16 protein-coding genes are annotated in these 16267 nt (G+C 63.0%); 10 read left to right on the plus strand and 6 right to left on the minus strand.

Annotated elements, in window-relative coordinates; genetic code table 11:
* Positions 1-104: 104 nt before the first annotated feature.
* From AB4Z43_RS05750 to AB4Z43_RS05765, 4 genes are all read left to right on the plus strand, one after another.
* Positions 105-1202 carry an ABC transporter permease gene (locus AB4Z43_RS05750; RefSeq protein WP_019860461.1) on the plus strand — a complete coding sequence of 366 codons (1098 nt, stop codon included), beginning with the start codon at positions 105-107 and terminating at the stop codon, positions 1200-1202.
* Positions 1202-1996, plus strand: coding sequence for an ATP-binding cassette domain-containing protein (locus AB4Z43_RS05755; RefSeq protein WP_019860462.1), 795 nt, complete (start codon positions 1202-1204; stop codon positions 1994-1996). Before AB4Z43_RS05750 ends, AB4Z43_RS05755 begins: the two co-directional genes overlap by 1 nt.
* Before the next feature lie 114 nt (positions 1997-2110).
* Complete coding sequence (locus AB4Z43_RS05760; RefSeq protein ID WP_027047260.1) at positions 2111-2344, plus strand: hypothetical protein; 234 nt, start codon at positions 2111-2113, stop codon at positions 2342-2344.
* A gap of 136 nt (positions 2345-2480) precedes the next feature.
* Positions 2481-3647, plus strand: coding sequence for an extracellular catalytic domain type 1 short-chain-length polyhydroxyalkanoate depolymerase (locus AB4Z43_RS05765; RefSeq protein ID WP_441936417.1), 1167 nt, complete (start codon positions 2481-2483; stop codon positions 3645-3647).
* A 53-nt stretch (positions 3648-3700) separates the two neighbouring features.
* On the opposite strand, the gene AB4Z43_RS05770 is transcribed toward AB4Z43_RS05765, so the two are convergent.
* Both AB4Z43_RS05770 and AB4Z43_RS05775 read right to left on the minus strand, forming a co-directional pair.
* The gene (locus tag AB4Z43_RS05770) at positions 3701-4303 is read right to left on the minus strand and encodes a general stress protein (RefSeq protein ID WP_441936419.1); all 603 of its coding nucleotides are present in this window, start codon (positions 4301-4303) and stop codon (positions 3701-3703) included.
* Positions 4304-4328: 25 nt separating this feature from the next.
* Entirely contained in the window at positions 4329-5078 is a 750-nt protein-coding gene (locus tag AB4Z43_RS05775; protein ID WP_038648856.1) for a DUF4142 domain-containing protein, read from the minus strand.
* A 430-nt stretch (positions 5079-5508) separates the two neighbouring features.
* On the opposite strand from AB4Z43_RS05775, the gene AB4Z43_RS05780 reads away from it, so the two are divergent.
* The 3 genes from AB4Z43_RS05780 to AB4Z43_RS05790 are packed head-to-tail and all read left to right on the plus strand — an operon-like array spanning position 5509 to position 9621.
* Positions 5509-5967 carry a (2Fe-2S)-binding protein gene (locus AB4Z43_RS05780; protein ID WP_019860467.1) on the plus strand — a complete coding sequence of 153 codons (459 nt, stop codon included), beginning with the start codon at positions 5509-5511 and terminating at the stop codon, positions 5965-5967.
* A gap of 2 nt (positions 5968-5969) precedes the next feature.
* Positions 5970-7334: a c-type cytochrome gene (locus tag AB4Z43_RS05785; protein ID WP_441936422.1), complete on the plus strand. Its 1365-nt coding sequence runs from the start codon at positions 5970-5972 to the stop codon at positions 7332-7334.
* Positions 7327-9621 (plus strand): molybdopterin cofactor-binding domain-containing protein, encoded by a 2295-nt coding sequence (locus tag AB4Z43_RS05790; RefSeq protein ID WP_441936424.1) that lies wholly within the window; start codon positions 7327-7329, stop codon positions 9619-9621. Before AB4Z43_RS05785 ends, AB4Z43_RS05790 begins: the two co-directional genes overlap by 8 nt.
* A gap of 26 nt (positions 9622-9647) precedes the next feature.
* On the opposite strand, the gene AB4Z43_RS05795 is transcribed toward AB4Z43_RS05790, so the two are convergent.
* Together AB4Z43_RS05795 and AB4Z43_RS05800 are read right to left on the minus strand one after the other, a co-directional pair.
* Positions 9648-12086: a GcvT family protein gene (locus AB4Z43_RS05795; protein ID WP_441936426.1), complete on the minus strand. Its 2439-nt coding sequence runs from the start codon at positions 12084-12086 to the stop codon at positions 9648-9650.
* Between the two features lie 129 nt (positions 12087-12215).
* Complete coding sequence (locus AB4Z43_RS05800) at positions 12216-12506, minus strand: HlyU family transcriptional regulator (RefSeq protein ID WP_019860471.1); 291 nt, start codon at positions 12504-12506, stop codon at positions 12216-12218.
* Positions 12507-12874: 368 nt separating this feature from the next.
* Between AB4Z43_RS05800 and AB4Z43_RS05805 the strand changes: the two genes are divergently transcribed.
* Positions 12875-13528, plus strand: coding sequence for a CmcI family methyltransferase (locus AB4Z43_RS05805; RefSeq protein WP_441936428.1), 654 nt, complete (start codon positions 12875-12877; stop codon positions 13526-13528).
* Positions 13529-13534: 6 nt separating this feature from the next.
* On the opposite strand, the gene AB4Z43_RS05810 is transcribed toward AB4Z43_RS05805, so the two are convergent.
* Complete coding sequence (locus AB4Z43_RS05810) at positions 13535-14365, minus strand: TylF/MycF/NovP-related O-methyltransferase (RefSeq protein ID WP_441936430.1); 831 nt, start codon at positions 14363-14365, stop codon at positions 13535-13537.
* A 17-nt stretch (positions 14366-14382) separates the two neighbouring features.
* Positions 14383-15021: a TetR/AcrR family transcriptional regulator gene (locus AB4Z43_RS05815; protein WP_069092914.1), complete on the minus strand. Its 639-nt coding sequence runs from the start codon at positions 15019-15021 to the stop codon at positions 14383-14385.
* A 179-nt stretch (positions 15022-15200) separates the two neighbouring features.
* Here AB4Z43_RS05815 and AB4Z43_RS05820 point away from each other — a divergent pair, with 179 nt between their 5' ends.
* The gene (locus AB4Z43_RS05820) at positions 15201-15878 is read left to right on the plus strand and encodes a PspA/IM30 family protein (RefSeq protein ID WP_069092915.1); all 678 of its coding nucleotides are present in this window, start codon (positions 15201-15203) and stop codon (positions 15876-15878) included.
* Between the two features lie 61 nt (positions 15879-15939).
* Entirely contained in the window at positions 15940-16200 is a 261-nt protein-coding gene (locus AB4Z43_RS05825; protein WP_019860476.1) for a YiaA/YiaB family inner membrane protein, read from the plus strand.
* Positions 16201-16267: the final 67 nt, after the last annotated feature.

Consider the following 16267-nt stretch of genomic DNA (forward strand, 5'->3'; position numbering starts at 1 on the left):
AAGTGTGAACGGTTTTCCGTCCGGAATTGCGTCAATGCAAGGAGATAGTCCTGTTCGGCGTTTCCGTGAAACGGTGAACGGCTCTATGTGAAGGGCAAGCAGCCATGGTTTCAGAGATTCGCGACGAGCGGGTCCGGTCCGTCTCACGCCTCAGCCGCCTGCTGAGCAGGCCGGAGCTTGGCGCGGCCGCCGGCACCGTGCTGGTCTTCGTGTTCTTCGCCATCACGGCGGGAAACACGGGACTGTTCAGCGCCAAGGGCATCGTCAACTTCCTCGAAGTCTCGGCCCAGCTTGGCATTCTCGCCGCACCCGTGGCCTTGCTGATGATCGCCGGCGAGTTCGATCTGTCGGTCGGCTCGATGATCGGTTTTGCCGGCATCCTCATCGCCATCCCCGCCGTGTTCTGGGGCTGGCCGATCTGGCTTTCGCTGCTGTTCACCTTCGCCGTCTGCGGCGGCATCGGCGCTCTGAACGGACTCGCCGTCGTCAGGACCGGACTGCCCTCCTTCATCGTGACGCTTGGCAGCCTGTTCATGCTGCGCGGCCTCACTCTTGGCCTCACGCGCGGCATTTCAGGGCGGACCCAGGTGTCGGGCGTGCACGAGCTGGCGCAGAACGATCCGCTCAACAGCCTGTTCTCTGGCCAGGTATTCTCAGGCCTGATCGCCTGGTTGGCCGACCTCGGCCTGATCGGCAAGCGGGCGGACGGAATGCCGTCGATATCAGGCATTCCGGTGTCGATCGTGTGGTGGATCGTGCTGACACTGGCCTGCACCTGGCTCTTGACGCGGAGCCGCTTCGGCAACTGGATTTTCGCCGCCGGCGGCGAAGCCAATGCCGCGCGCAATCTCGGCGTGCCGGTGGCGCGCACCAAGATCACGCTGTTCGTCATGACGGCACTCGCGGCCGCCCTGTTCGCGGCGATCCAGGTGCTGGTCACCGGCTCCGCCGACACGCTGCGCGGCACGCAAAAGGAATTCGAGGCCATCATCGCCGTCGTCATCGGCGGCACGCTGCTCACCGGTGGCTACGGGTCAGCCATCGGCGCCATGTTCGGCGCCCTCATCTTCGGCGTGGTTCAGATGGGCATCTTCTACACCGGCATCGACACCGACTGGTTCAAGCTGTTCATGGGCGCCATGATGGTCATCGCGGTACTGTTCAACAGCTATGTGCGCAACCGCGCCATGAGGAGCCGGTGATGGCCGAGCCCTATGTCGAACTGAAATCGGTCAGCAAATATTTCGGCTCAGTCGTGGCGCTGAAGGACGTGTCCTTCGATGTCTGCCCCGGCGAGGTGCATTGCCTGCTCGGCGACAATGGCGCCGGCAAGTCGACGCTGATCAAGACCCTGTCGGGCGTCTACACGCCGGACGAAGGCGAAATCCGCGTGCAGGGCAAGCCGACGCGGTTCGCCTCGCCCGCCGATACGCGCGACAGCGGCATCGCGACCGTCTACCAGGACCTGGCGCTGGTGCCGCTGATGAGCGTGGCGCGCAACTTCTTCCTCGGGCGCGAGCCGATGCGCAAATTCGGGCCGATCAGCCAGTTCGACGCCGAATTCGCCAACCGCACCGCCTATGACGAAATGTCGGCGATGGGCATCCAACTGCGCGACCCCGAACAGCCGGTCGGCACGCTGTCGGGCGGTGAACGGCAATGCCTGGCTATAGCGCGCGCCGTCTATTTCGGCGCCAAGGTGCTGATCCTGGACGAGCCGACCTCGGCGCTGGGTGTCCACCAGGCATCGGTGGTGCTGAAGCTCATCGTGCAGTCCAAGGCGCGCGGTATCGGCGTCATCTTCATTTCCCACAACGTCCATCACGCCTATGTCGTCGGCGACCGCTTCACGCTGTTGAAGCGAGGTCGGAGCACCGGCACCTACGCCAAGGGCGAAATCACCCGCGACCAGCTGCTCAACCTGATGGCAGGCGGCAAGGAACTGGTGGATCTGGAGCAGGAACTGGCCAAATCGGCCAGGAGCAGCCCGGCCTAGGGCGCGGCGCCGATCGGATCCGTGTGGCTGACCAGTCTGGCCGCTACGCATCGGTATCGGCGGCGCCGCGAATCTGTGCTAAGCCGCCGCCCAATCAACAAGAGGACGACAGCTGTGAGCGAACTGACCGTGGCCGAGGCGACCGAGAATATCTATGCATCGCTTCGGGCGGACAATGCCGACATCGACGCACATATCGCGACACTCAAGGCCGCGCTGACACGCGAGGGGATGAAACAGGCTGTGTTCGATCCGGCCAAGTTGGCGCAAAACAACCGCTCGGGCCGCAAATTGATGCAGGCCTATTTTCGCCAGCGCGGCGTGAGCGTGAGTTTTTCGGACCAGTAGAATCGGAACGGCCTCGAACGGAGCATCCGCCTCTCACCTACCCCTGCGTAAGCTTGTTATTGTGCAGTGCAGCAACGATGTTGCTGCAAGTGCATTGTGCTCGGGCTTCCGCCACTCCGGCGGCTAGGATTTCGATTTGCGGAATATCTCAGATACGATCGCTCGCCTTTCGGCCATGCGAGGCAGGACGGCATTTTCCCAACAAAACCACCCCGACAGTCTGTCCGATCTCGCCGAGTTCGGATCCAATCCGGGTGCCCTGCGGGCGCGTTTGTACGCACCCGAGGACTTGCCGAGGGGAGCAGCCTTGGTTGTCGTCCTGCACGGCTGCACGCAGACCGCGGCGGGCTACGATCACAGCGCTGGCTGGTCGCGCCTGGCGGCCGAAGAAGGGTTTGCGGTGTTGTTCCCCGAACAGCAGCGAGCCAACAATGCCAATCTCTGCTTCAACTGGTTCGTGCCCGAAGATGTAACCCGCGATCGCGGTGAAGCGCTTTCCATCCGCCGGATGATCGAAGCCATGGTGACGAAGCATGGCCTGGACCGAGAGCGCATTTTCATCACCGGTCTTTCAGCGGGCGGCGCCATGGCAGCGGCAATGCTGGCAACCTATCCGGACGTGTTCGCCGGCGGCGCGATCATTGCGGGCCTTGCCTATGGCAGCGCATCGACGATTCCGGAAGCGTTCGATCGCATGCGCGGGCATGGTGGCCCGACTAAGTCGGAACTCCAGCGGCGCCTGGTGCAGGCGTCATCGCACAAAGGGCGTTGGCCGAAGATTTCGATCTGGCAGGGCACGGCCGATCGCACGGTGGCGCCGTCCAACGCGGATGCCCTTGTCGCCCAATGGCAAGGCGTTCACCGCGTCGATGCGGGCCATGGTCGAACGGAGACTGTCGACGGGCAAACGCGACAGGTCTGGTGCGACGCCGATGGCAATGAGGTGATCGAAAAATACACCATTGCCGGCATGGGCCATGGCACCCCCTTGAACACGGTGGGACCGGACGGTTTGGGCCACGCAGCGCCGTTCATGCTGGATGTTGGAATATCGTCGACGAGACGCATGGCGGCTTTTTGGAATCTCGCAGGCGCCGATGCCCGAAGCGAGGCGACGGTTGACGCTACGGCGACGCATCCCACGGCAGCTGCGGCCTTGCGCACCTATGTTGCGCCGGAAAGGCCGAGGCCAGCGCGTGTGGAACCTGTCGAACAACCGGAGGCCGATGGTTCACGCGCTTCTGCTACAGGCGTTGGCAAGGTCATTGAAGATGCGCTTCGTGCGGCCGGCTTGATGCGCTAACCCAAGCTTCGGCAGAAAGGCCCCGCCGCCTTTCGGCAGCGAGGCCCTGTCGATCAAACTCGGTTCACGTCGCGAGCGCCGTCGCGGCCGATTTCATTCGAGCGGTAATTCTCCGCGTCCGGATCGAAGCCGGTCCAACCGTCGGCCTGGTATTCGCCACGCCGTTCCTGGAGGTTGACGGACTTAGCCTGGCCCAGGATCCTTTCGGCCGCCGGCACCAGCTGATCATCGACCCTGGCAGTGACCAGCGTGCCGCCGCGACGCACGCTCTCGGCGTAGACGTGGGCATCATTCTCGGGGATACCGGAATCGGTGAGCGCCCCGACGATGCCGCCAGCCGCGCCGCCAACCACCGCGCCGCCAACGGCTCCAACCGCAGTGGCAGCCAGCCATCCGGCAGCCACCACGGGACCAACGCCGGGAATAGCCATCAGGCCAAGTCCGGCGAGCAGTCCACCGGCACCGCCGATCGCTGCTCCCAGTCCTGCGCCGCCGGCGGCGTCATCCACGGCCTTGGAGCCGTCATCGTCGTGCTGATTGTCGGCATTGCTGGAAACAATGCTGATATCGTCATGCGGCACACCGCTGGCTTCCAATTCACCGACGGCGTCGGAAGCATCGTCATAATTGTCGAACAGTCCGGTTACGGTCTTCATGATTTCGATCTCCTGGATCTTAGTTTCAGTTGGTGCCGGCAACGACGTTGCCCTTGTAGTCCAGCGCCACGGTGGTGTTCTTGCCGTCCTTGTTGGCCTGGCCACGCCAGATGCCCTGGTCGTCCTTGGTCAGCTTTGACACATCGGCGAAACCGGCATCCTGGATGCGGCCCTTCGCCTGGTCTTCGGTGAAGCTGTTTGCACCGGGAAGCGGAGGAGCTTGCTCGGGCTTGTCACCAACCGTGACCTTTGGCGTCTGCGAGCTTGACGACTGGGTGCCCATGGTCGCCGCGATCTTTTCGATCATCTCCTGGTGCATCTTGAGCGTCGGCACGGTCTGCTGGGCGAATGTCTTCAGCTCGACGTTGTCGCCGTCCTTGGCGTAACTCTCGAACAGCTTGACGGCATCGGCATGCGCGTCGCGCTGCATCTGCACATAGGGGCCGTCGATCGGATCCTTGCCGTTCTGCAGAGTGTCGACGTCACCCTTGTGCTTGGCATCCAGCTCCTTCGGAACCGTCAGCTTCTGCTCGCCGGCGATTGTTTCCAACTTTGCGTTGGCGGTGCCGTGATCGTCGATCATCTTGCGGGCGAAATCCTTGACGCTCTTATCCTGCACCTTGCTTTCGGCAAGCTTGCTGGAATCGACCTCGAACATGCCGCCGGCCGCGGCCTTGTCGACGAAGTCCTGTGCGCTGTCGGCGGCAAGCGCGGGCAAGGCAAAAGCCATGGCTGTAGCTGTGGCCAGTGAGGCCAGAAGTAGGCGCGTTTTCATGGGAAGGATCCTTTCATGCACACATGTGCTGGGGACCTAACCTGCGCCAGTCAGCTTTGTTCCGGGCGACCGGAGATTATCCGGCGGTGGCCGGCTTTGGTTTTATCTAACGAGGGCGCGGGGCACTGAAATTGACGTGTGCGAAACTGGTTGGCGCACGATTTTTACTAACGGTCCCCTTCTTGCATTGGTATCAGCTCTGATGGGCCTGGAACGGGAACTGGCGAAGTGGGCCGGAGACGCGCGGCACGGGATAGCAAAAGAACCGCGACTGACGAAGCCAACCCCTCTGCTTCTGCTCGGCCGCCCGGCAGCGGCGATGCCGGAAATGTGTACGATCCGTTCCCTACTTGCCGGCCATCCCTCCCCTATCATTTTGACGAGCAAATCTGTCGTTCGATCGATTACGCCGTCAGCCAGGGATGGACACATGCTCACGCTTACAATCAACGGACAGTCGCGAGACGTCGATGTGCCGGAAGACATGCCGCTTCTGTGGGTGCTGCGCGACCATCTCAGCCTCGTCGGCACCAAATATGGCTGCGGCATCGCCCAATGCGGCGTGTGCACGGTGCATGTGGCCGGCAAGCCGGTGCGCTCCTGCCAGTTGACCGTCGGCGATGTCGGCACCCGCGCCATCGTCACGATAGAAGGGATCGGCAGCACGCCCAACGGCGCCAAGGTGCAGAAGGCCTGGATGGAAGCCGCGGTTCCGCAATGCGGCTATTGCCAGGCCGGCCAGATCATGTCGGCCACGGCGCTGCTGGACGCGAACCCGCAGCCCGACGATGCCGACATCGACGCCGCCATGGCGGGCAATCTCTGCCGCTGCGGGACCTATATCCGCATCCGCCGGGCCATCAAGAACGCCGCCGCCAAGTCGGCCTGACCATGAAGAAAATCATCGGCATCATCGTTGCGGTCATCGTCGTCGTCGCACTTGGTTTCGCGGGCTGGCTTTATCTCGGCCGCGATCCGATGTCCTTTGCCGGCGGCTCGACCGTGGCGTTGGCGGACTACCATGGCGCCGATGTCACCGGCGTCCCGGCTCAGCTTGCCAGCGCCGATCTGGTGAAGCGCGGCGAATATCTGACTCATGCGGCGGACTGCCAGGCCTGCCATACCGCTCCGGGCGGCGCGCCCTTTGCGGGCGGGTTCGCCTTCAACATGCCGTTCGGCACGATCTATTCGACCAACATCACGCCGGACAAGCAGACCGGCATCGGCAAGTATACTGACACCCAGTTTCTCGCGGCCGTGCACAAGGGCATTCGCGCCGACGGCGCGAAACTCTATCCCGCCATGCCCTACAGCTCCTACACCTACATGACGGATGCCGACGCGCTGGCCATCAAGGCCTATCTCTTCACGCTGGCGCCGGTGAATGCCCCGGCCAGGCAAAACCAGCTTTCCTGGCCCTTCAGCCAGCGCAGCCTGCTGGCGCTCTGGAACGTCATGTTCAATCCCGATGAACGCTTCCGCCCCAACACCAGTGAGAGCCCGCAATGGAACCGGGGCGCCTATCTTGCCGAAGCGATGGGCCATTGCGGCGACTGCCATACTCCGCGCAATTTGGCCTTTGCGCTGGACAATCATGGCAAATTCGCCGGCACCCTTACCGCCGGCTGGCGCGCTTACAACATCACCGGCGACAACGTTTCCGGCCTCGGCGACTGGAGCGACGAGGATCTCACTTCCTATCTGTCCACCGGTCATGCCAATGGTCATGGCGGCGCCGCCGGCCCGATGGGTGAAGCCGCCGACGACAGTCTGAGCTATCTCGTGCCGGACGACACCCGTGCCCTGGCGACCTATCTGCGCAGCATCCCCGCCCATGCGAGCGACCTGCCGCGCACCGTCACCACCGCAGCACCTGCCTCGTACAGGGAAGGCGTGGCGGCGGATGCCAATTCGCGGGGCGAAAAGATCTTCGCCGGCGCCTGCGCCTCCTGCCACGACTGGACCGGTGTCAGCCCGGTCACCGGCTTTGCCACGCTGACCGGCGTGCGCGCGGTGAACGACCCCAGCGCCACCAATGTGGCGCAGACCGTCATCAACGGCGTCAACCGCAAGACCACCGACGGCAGGATCTTCATGCCGGCCTTTGGCGCTGGCTATTCGGACGACGACATCGCGGCGGTGGCCAACTACGTCACCGCTCGGTTCGGCGCCAAAGGCGCTGACTTAACAGGCAAGGATGTGAGCGCTTTGCGACAGCAGGCGGCGCAGCAATCCAAGGAGGCACCCAATGGCTGACACACAGTTTGCCCAATCCGACGCCTACCTCTCGGCACTGATACGCGAGGTCCGTTCGGTGCCGCCAGCCGGGGTGTCGCTGACCATGGGACGGCGCACCTTCTTCAAGCTGGCCGGCGCAAGCGCCGCAGGGCTGGTGCTGGGGTTCCGTCTGGGAGGTACAGCGTTCGCCGCCGAAACGGCGAACGTCGATGAGCCTGATGGCAAGGACCAGGCGATGAACGCCTTCATCCGTATCGCTCCGGACAACACGATCACCATCTATTCCAAATGCCCGGAGATCGGCCAGGGCATCAAGACCTCTTTCGGCGTGATCATTGCCGACGAACTCGACGCCGACTGGAACCATGTCGTCATGGAACAGGCCGATATCAATCCCAAGGTCTATGGCAGCCAGGGCGCTGGCGGCTCGACCTCCATCCCGCATGCATGGGACCAGCTGCGCCAGGCCGGTGCCGGTGCCAAGGCGATGCTGGTCGCCGTGGCCGCCGGGCAATGGGCGGTGGATTCCTCGCAGATTACCGCCAGGGATTCCGTCTTGACCCATGCCGCCAGCGGCAGGTCCGCGACCTATGGGTCGCTTGCCGTCGCCGCCGCGAAAATGCCCGTGCCCGATCCCAAGAGCCTGAAGCTTAAGAGCCGCGCAGACTACCGCCTGATCGGCAAGCGCTATCGCGGCGTCGACGATCCCAAGGTGGTCAGCGGCCAGCCGTTGTTCGGTATCGATGTCCAGCTTACCGGCATGGTCTATGCCACCTACACCAAATGTCCGGCTGCCGGCGGCAAGGTCAGGTCCTTCAATGCGAACGAGATCAAGGCCCTGCACGGCGTCCTCGACGCTTTCGCTGTGGACGGCACCGGCATGATGGTCGAAGTGATGCCGGGCGTCGCCATCATCGCCAGGGATACCTGGAGCGCGTTCCAGGCCAAGGACAAGCTTCAGGTGGATTGGGATCTGAGCGAAGCTTCAAGGGACTCAACGTCGCAATTCTCTGCCGAGGCCAGAAAGCAGGCGGCCAATTTCCCGCAAAAGCCCGACGACAACATCGGTGACGTCGACAAATCCTTCGCCAATGCCGCCAAGACCGTGGAGGCCTACTACGAATATCCCTTCGCCGCGCATGTGCCTCTGGAGCCGATGAACACCACCGCGCATTGGCATGACGGGGTGATGGAAATGTGGGTGCCCACCCAGCAACCCGATCGGGGCTTGCCGATAGTCGCCAAGGTGGCAGGCATTGCGCCGGAAAAAGTGGTGATGCACCAGACCCGGGTCGGTGGCGGTTTCGGGCGGCGGCTGGTCAACGACTATGCCTGCGAGGCAGCAGCCATCGCCAAAAGGGTCAAGGACCCGGTCAAGCTGCAGTGGACCCGGGAAGACGATTTCGCCCACGACTTCTACCGGCCCGCCGGTTACCACCAGTTCAAGGGCGCGATCGACAAGGGGGGCAGGCTCGACGCCTGGCAGGAACACTTCATCACCTTCACCGCCGACGGGAAGAAAGAGGCTTCAGGCGCCAACCTTACCGACAATCTGAGATACTCGATCAAGGCGCCGAACCTGCGCCGCGCCAAGACCATGTTCCCGCTGAGGATCCCCACCGGCGCCTGGCGCGCGCCGGGCGACAATGCCCAGGTCTTCGCCGCGCAAAGCTTCATGCATGAACTGTCGCTTGCATCGGGTCGCGACCATGTCGAATTCCTTCTCGACGCGGTGAACCGCGACGTGCCTGAACTGGTGCCCAAGGACAGAACCGTCAACTTCAGCCCCAGCCGGGCCACCGGCGTGATCAAGATGTGCGCCGACAAGGCTGGCTGGGGCAAGACGCTGCCGAAGGGCAGCGGACTGGGCCTGGCCTGGTGTTATTCCCATGCCGGCCATGTCGCGCAGGCGGTCGAACTCAGCGTGGACGCCAACAAGCGGATCAAGATCGCACGCATCCTGGTGGTGCTCGATGTCGGCCCGATCATCGACATGGCCGGATCCGAAGCCCAGGCGCAGGGCGCGTCGACCGACGCGCTCTCGACCGCCATGGGGCTCAAGATCAACATCGAAAATGGCCTGATACAGGAGCAGAACTACAACGCCTATCCGATCCTGCGCATGCCCTTCGCGCCGATGACCATCGATCCTTATTTCATCCAGTCGGACAATCCGCCGACCGGCATGGGCGAACCCGCCTTCCCGGCGCTGGCGCCAGCCCTTGGCAACGCCATCTTCGCCGCCACCGGAGAACGCGTGCGCCAGCTGCCATTGCGCGATCTGGGCTATTCGCTGGCGGTTTGAGGCATCAACGCTTCAGGGCGGGCGCGCTACATCCGCGCCCTGGCCGAGGTGGGATCATAGGGCGAATCCGCGATGACCTCAGCGGTCTTCCATTCTCCCAGGATCGCGACGTCGAGCCTCGTGCCGGGCGTGCCGAGACGTTCCGGCAGCAGCGCCAGCGCCACATCATGTCCGAGCGTGTAGCCATAGCCGCCCGACGTGATGCGCCCGACCAGCTCGCCGCCGATGTACAGACCTTCGGAAGCGAGCGTGCTGGCGCCGTCGGTCTCTATTCTGAGCGTCACCGATCTGCGCTGATCGTTCCTCGCCTTGTATTTCAGGACCGCGTCGCGGCCGACGAAATCGCCCTTGTCGAGACGGATGAAGCGTTCAAGCCCGCTCTCCAGCGCGTTGAGCTCGGGATTCATGTCGCGATACATGGCGCGGTAGGATTTCTCCAGCCGCAGCGATTCCAGCGCATGCAGGCCGACGAGGCGCATGCCATGTTTCTCGCCCTCTCCCAGCATCGCGTCGAGCAATTGCCGCTGGTAGGCCATGGGATGATAGAGTTCCCAGCCGAGCTCGCCTTCGTAGTTGACGCGCAACAGCCGCACGTCGCTGGCAAGCGCCACGCTGCCGCTCTTCACGCCGAACCAGGGAAAGCCCGCATTCGACAGGTCGATCTCGGTCAGCGGCTGTAGAACTTCGCGTGCCTTTGGCCCAACGACCGTGAAGCAGCCGCGCTCGTTGGTGACGTTCTTCAGGCTGACGCTGCCATCGGCGGGAAGCAGTTTTGTGAGATCGTCGAAATTCCAGCGCTCGGCGCGCGGCGTCGAAATCAGGTAGAAACTATCGTCGCTAAGCCGCGCCACCATATATTCCGCCTGCACGCCACCGGCGGCGGTGAGGTGATGCGCCAGAACGGCCCGTCCGGTCGCAGGCAACCGGTTGGCGAGAATCCTGTCGAGCCAGGCGGCCGCACCTGGCCCCGACACTTCGAACTTGGTCATCGGCGTCATCTCGACCAGGCCGACGGCGTTGCGCACGGCCTGCACCTCCTCGCCGACGAACACGCCCTTTTCGGTCCAGCGCCAGCTGTACTGGTCCTTGGCCTCGACGCCCTTGGGCGCGAACCAGTTGGGCATTTCCCAGCCGTTGAGCACGCCCCAGACCGCACCCAGTTCGGTCAGCCGCGCATAGGACGGTGCGGTCTTCTGCGGTCGGGCGGCGGGCATGTCCTGTCCCGGATATTTCTGCTCCGCATGCGTGCCCCAGGCCTCGCGCACCTTTTCGCGCGTCCAGGCCTTGTTGGCGTAGTCGCCGAAGCGGCGCGGATCGAGATCGGAGATGTCGAGGCTGTTGCCGCCCTCGACGATCCGCTCCGACAGATAATAACCGATCGTGCCGCCCCACAATATGCCGCCCGGCACGCCCTCGGCCAGCCAGACATTGGGCAGGCCCCAGGCCGGTCCCATCAGGGGAAGCTCATCCGCCGTCATCTGGAAGGGGCCACGGACATTGGCCTTGATCCCGGCGCGTCCCAGCGCCGGCACGAGCTGCGTTGCCTGCTCCCAGTTCCACGACACCGCCTCGAAATCCTCTTCGACGAGATCGGCGCCGAACCAGGCTGGAACGCCATCCTCGGCAAACAGCTTGAGGTGTTCGGTGCGCTCGTAGGGCCCGAACATGAAGCCGTCGCCCTCCTCGCGCAGATAGCCTTCGAAACCCTCGTCGCGCAGGATCGGCATTTCCGCGCGTCCCTGCTTTTTGCGCTCGACGATCTCCGGCACGGGCTCGGTGATCCAGTACTGGTGCAGGATCGGGATGGCGGGGATGTCGAGGCCGAGCAGCGCGCCGGTCTGGCGCGCGTAATTGCCGGTCGCGCAGACCACATGCTCGCAGATGATGTCGCCCTTGTTCGTCTGGACCCGCCATTCGCCGCCGGCGGTTCGCTGAAAGCCGGTGACCTCGGTGTTCAGATAAATCTTGGCGCCCAGATCCCGCGCGCCCTTGGCCATGGCATGGGTCACGTCGGCCGGCGCGATGTGGCCGTCATCGGGATGATAGAGCCCGCCCAGCATCTGCTTGTTGTCGAGAAGCGGGCAGAGCGCCCTCGCCTCCGCCGGCGACAGCAAATGCGCCCGCATGCCCTGAACCTCGGCCACGCTCATATAGCTCTTGTATTCGTCGAGCCGGTCCCTGGAATTGGCAATGCGCAGCTGGCCGCATTTGTGCCAGCCGACCGGCTGCCCGGTCTCGGCCTCGAGCCCTTCATAGATCTCGATGGTCTTGTTGATCATCCGGCCAATATTGATGTTGCGGGCATAGGACGGGACGAGGCCGGCCGCATGCCAGGTCGAGCCGGCCGTCAGCTGCGTGCGTTCGAGCAGCGCGATGTCGGTCCAGCCGCGCTTCGCCAGACCGTAGAGGATGCCCGCGCCGACGCACCCGCCGCCAACAATCACCACCCGCGCATGTGTCTGCATCGACCCACCAAATCCCAGTCATTTCCCATCTGTAGCGTCGAAGCTACAGATGGCGAAAGACACTGTAACGTCTTCAAAAACTAGGGGTGATGATAAGCTGGATTTATGCTGGCGGCACGTGGCCGAGCCCTAGCCGAACATCCGCTCGCCCTGTTCATCGACCAGCTGGATGCCCTTCTTGATCGAGATGTCGACGGCGTCGTCGAGGCCGGCGAAGCGGTCGGCGCGGATGAATTTGTGCTCTTTCACCACGCCGTCGATCTCCTTGGAGACGATGCCGCACGTCTGGTACTGGCCATCGTTCTTGTAGGGCGTGGCGCTGATCAGGAAACCCTTGTGCTCGACCTGCTTGGCGGGTGCCGCACTCTTGGGCTCGGCCGCTTCACCGCCGCCGCCGAAAAGACGTTTCAAAAAAGACATCGCTCAAATCTCCTTGTTCGCCCTGCAATCGCGGCCTGCCCAGTTCGCGATTCACGGCGCTGTTGTTCCAGCATGCGCGAATGTGCCGCCGCGTTCCAGCCCCCTCTCACTGTTCCGCCCCTGTCCTGGTGACCGGTGTGGGTTGCGGGGGGCGCATGGGAATTCAATCGCGATCGGCAATATACCGCTGCCTGCCATGAATGTCCTTGAATATGGGTGACGATATTTCGTACCAGTAAGCCGTTCATGGCCAACGAGTTTCTTCCGCAACTGCCTTCTGAACCGCCAATCGAAGAGTGTCCCGCTCACGCTTTTTCTCGGCGGCATACCGGATAATCGGGTTTGACGTCGGCTTGAAGGACAACCGTATGATTGAACGTATTGCCACCGGAAGTGCATTGCTTGGTGCACCGCTTGCGCGCATTCAAGACGGCGCGATGCGCTACACTTACAAGGGCGTGCCCACCTACAAAAATCCATTCGATCTGGCGCTGTACCAAATGCTGCTTTGGCAGCAGAAGCCCCGGACATTGATCGAGATCGGCTCCAAATGGGGCGGCAGCGCGCTCTGGTTTGCCGATATCCTGCGCAGCTTCGGGGTCGACTGCGTCATTCACTCGATCGACATCACGCCGCCCTCGATCAGCGTGCCGGACGTGACGTTTCATCGTGGCGACGGTCGCAACCTGGCGGCAACCTTACCGGCGGATCTGATGGAGAACCTCCCCAGACCGATGTTCGTCATCGAGGACGCGGACCATCATTGCGAGACGACGCTCGCCGTGCTCCGCTTCTTCGATCGTTGGTTGGTTACCGGAGAGTATATTGTCGTCGAGGACGGTATTGTCGACGATCTTTATGGCCCTGAATATGTCGCCAGGCTGATGGGCGGCCCGCGCCGTGCGGTCGAGCTGTTCTTGCGCGATCGTGGACAGAACTATGAAATCGATACCGGCCTTTGCGACCACTTCGGCACCAATGTGACGTGGAACGTCAACGGCTATCTCCGTCGCGTTCGCTAACAACTTTCATTCCTTGCGCCACCAGGATCCGGTCCAGTCGACCTCCTGCATCGGTGCCGTGATGCCGTGTCGATCGCGAAAATCGATCACCGCGCGCTGGCATGGATCGAGGGCGCGATCGTCGATGATGACAACACCGCCCCGGGACAATTTGGGGTAAAGGGAATTCAGCGCCACAATGGTCGACTCGTACAGATCGCCATCGAGCCGCAGCAGCGCGAACGGCCCGGCCGACAGCGACGGCAGCGTGTCGCTGAACATCCCTTCCACGAACACGACCTGCTCGTCGAGCAGCCCATAACGTGAGAAATTGTCCTTGACCGTCTCCAGCGAGACTGCCAGCTCCTTGAACACGTTAAGGTTCCATCCGGCATCTCGGGGATAGAGCTCTTCGTTTGGCGCCGGCAGGCCGGCGAACGAGTCCGCGACATAGACCTTGCGGTCATGGATCTGGTTCGCGGCAAGAACCCCGCGCATCAGGATGCAGCAGCCACCGCGCCAGACGCCCGTTTCGATGAAGTCGCCAACGATGCCGTCGTCCAGCACCTGCTGCGATAGATTGCGCAAGCTCTCGAGGCGAGCCTGGCCGACCATCGTGTGAGCCTGGGTTGGCCAATCCTTGCCGATCGCGCGGGTTTTCGGGTTGAACGGCTCGACCACCATCGGACGGACCCCCGGGTTGATGGCGGGATCCTGGTAAATGGTGTTGAGCAATATCCTGACCAGGAGATCAAGATATAATTCCCGCGCTGCTGGGGTAGAATCGTTGACTGTCGTCATCATCCGGCTCTTCATTGCCCCGCTCTGCCACGTTCGCGAATCCGAGCGACGCGTCAACCCTCGACGTCAAGCCACTACGCTGTTGTCCCAGCATGCGCGAATGCGCCGCCGTGCTCCAGCCCCCTGATGAAGACGGCGACCAGCAGCTCGATCTGCTGGTCGATCTCGTCGGCCTGCCGGCGAACGGACCTGCCGGCATAGCCGCTGGTGACGATGCCATGCACGCTTGACCACAATGTGCGGGCCGCGATCCGGCGCGTGTGGTCGTCGAGGTCGAAGTCGCCGCCGGCGAGCACGCCGGCGATGATCTCGAACAGCTGGTCGAGCCGCGCCTCATAGGCATCCGGCTCGGTCAGCGTCGGACGGCGCCTGTTGAAGGCGAGCAGCGCCGGCCAGCTGCCCGGATGCGCCTCGACGAAACGCACATAGGCGCTGGCCAGTGCCAGCAGGCGCTGGCGCACATCGGTGATGCCGCGCTGGGAAAGATCGGCCATCGCCGCCGCCCCTGCCGCGCCCAACCGGTCGAGTAGCCGCATGTTGACGGCACGATGCACTCCGTCGAGGTCGGAAAACAGATTGTAGACCGAGCCGACCGAAATGCCCGCCTGCTCGGCGATGGTCCTGGCCTTCAGATTGTCCATGCCGCCCTCGTTGAGCAGCACCTCGGCAATCGCCAGCACCCGCTCGCCTATTTCTTCCCTGTCCAGTGCCATGCTTGTCCTTATGGATGCCCTTGCCCTCGAACCGGGCTGTTCGAACCACGATCGCCCCTCCGTTTACCACATCCGGGATTTCGTGAACAGCGTTCAAAAATCATCTTGAACAATGTTCATTTCCTGCTACGTTGGCTTCGTGAACATTGTTCACGGCAACACTCGAAGGGAGAAGAACCATGCTTAGCCTGATCAGAACATTGCTCGACGGCGCCAGCGCACGGGCCGAGGACGGCTTGAAGGATCGCTTCGCCATCGACCTTCTGGCGCAACGCATCCGCGACGCCGAGACGGGCCTTGCCGCCGCCAAGCAGACACTCGCCACGCTGATCGTTCGCCAGCGCGCCGAGCAGGCCGGTCTCGACCAGCTCGAACGACGCCACGCCGATCTCGAAAGCCGCACGCTCAGCGCGCTGGCCGCCGGCAACACCGGGCTCGCCGAAAGCGGTGCCGCGGCCATCGCCGAACTGGAGAATGAGCGCGAAGTCCGCCGCGCCACGGTGCAGAGCCTTGGCGAAAAGACGTTACGGATGCGCGTTTCGGTGGAGCGGGCGCATCGCCGCATCATCGACTTGAACCAGGGTATGATCTCGGCCCGCGCCATCGATGCCGAGCGCAAGGCGCAGTCACGCCTCGTCAGGTCGATCGGCCATTCGGCAAGCCTCAACGACGCCGAGGAATTGCTCGCCCGCATCAAGGCAGCCAGCGATCCGTTCGAGGAGGCAGGCATTCTCGACGAGGTCGACGGCGAACTGCGTCACGAAGCGATCCGCGATCGCCTTGCCGATGCTGGACACGGTCCGGCGGTGAGGGTGCGCGCCAGGGACGTGCTCGAGCGCCTGAAGACCATCAACTGAAACCGGTCTTCGCAGACCTGACTCCATCAACCCAACACCATCGAACCCACGGACAACTCCAATGAACGCCAATCAGACCTACATCATGTTCAACACCGCCTCGGTCGGAGCCGCCTATTTCATGCTCGGCCTGTCGCTGTGGCTGGCGCCAGTCGACCTGTCGACCAAGGGCTACTGGGCCATGGGCATCCTTCTGCTCACGGGCAGCCTCGTGAACCTGGTCAAGTACCGCACCGATGAGCGCCTGTCGGCCGAGATGACCGCCAAGATCGAGAAGGCCCGCAACGAAAAGCTGATCAGCGAATATGTCGGCAAGGAATGATCCGCATCTGCGCTGACGCAAAAAAGCCCGGGTCGCCCCGGGCTTTTTTCATGCGTTTGTTGCGCCT

This window comes from Mesorhizobium sp. 2RAF45 (assembly GCF_052115225.1).
GTDB lineage: Bacteria > Pseudomonadota > Alphaproteobacteria > Rhizobiales > Rhizobiaceae > Mesorhizobium > Mesorhizobium jarvisii.

Coding starts and splice junctions, on each gene's coding strand:
- AB4Z43_RS05785 (WP_441936422.1), top strand. CDS start 5,970: ATGAAGAAAATCATCGGCATCATCGTTGCGGTCATCGTCGTCGTCGCA.
- AB4Z43_RS05805 (WP_441936428.1), top strand. CDS start 12,875: ATGATTGAACGTATTGCCACCGGAAGTGCATTGCTTGGTGCACCGCTT.
- AB4Z43_RS05820 (WP_069092915.1), top strand. CDS start 15,201: ATGCTTAGCCTGATCAGAACATTGCTCGACGGCGCCAGCGCACGGGCC.
- AB4Z43_RS05770 (WP_441936419.1), bottom strand. CDS start 4,303: ATGAAGACCGTAACCGGACTGTTCGACAATTATGACGATGCTTCCGAC.
- AB4Z43_RS05780 (WP_019860467.1), top strand. CDS start 5,509: ATGCTCACGCTTACAATCAACGGACAGTCGCGAGACGTCGATGTGCCG.
- AB4Z43_RS05795 (WP_441936426.1), bottom strand. CDS start 12,086: ATGCAGACACATGCGCGGGTGGTGATTGTTGGCGGCGGGTGCGTCGGC.
- AB4Z43_RS05750 (WP_019860461.1), top strand. CDS start 105: ATGGTTTCAGAGATTCGCGACGAGCGGGTCCGGTCCGTCTCACGCCTC.
- AB4Z43_RS05825 (WP_019860476.1), top strand. CDS start 15,940: ATGAACGCCAATCAGACCTACATCATGTTCAACACCGCCTCGGTCGGA.
- AB4Z43_RS05800 (WP_019860471.1), bottom strand. CDS start 12,506: ATGTCTTTTTTGAAACGTCTTTTCGGCGGCGGCGGTGAAGCGGCCGAG.
- AB4Z43_RS05815 (WP_069092914.1), bottom strand. CDS start 15,021: ATGGCACTGGACAGGGAAGAAATAGGCGAGCGGGTGCTGGCGATTGCC.
- AB4Z43_RS05775 (WP_038648856.1), bottom strand. CDS start 5,078: ATGAAAACGCGCCTACTTCTGGCCTCACTGGCCACAGCTACAGCCATG.
- AB4Z43_RS05755 (WP_019860462.1), top strand. CDS start 1,202: ATGGCCGAGCCCTATGTCGAACTGAAATCGGTCAGCAAATATTTCGGC.
- AB4Z43_RS05790 (WP_441936424.1), top strand. CDS start 7,327: ATGGCTGACACACAGTTTGCCCAATCCGACGCCTACCTCTCGGCACTG.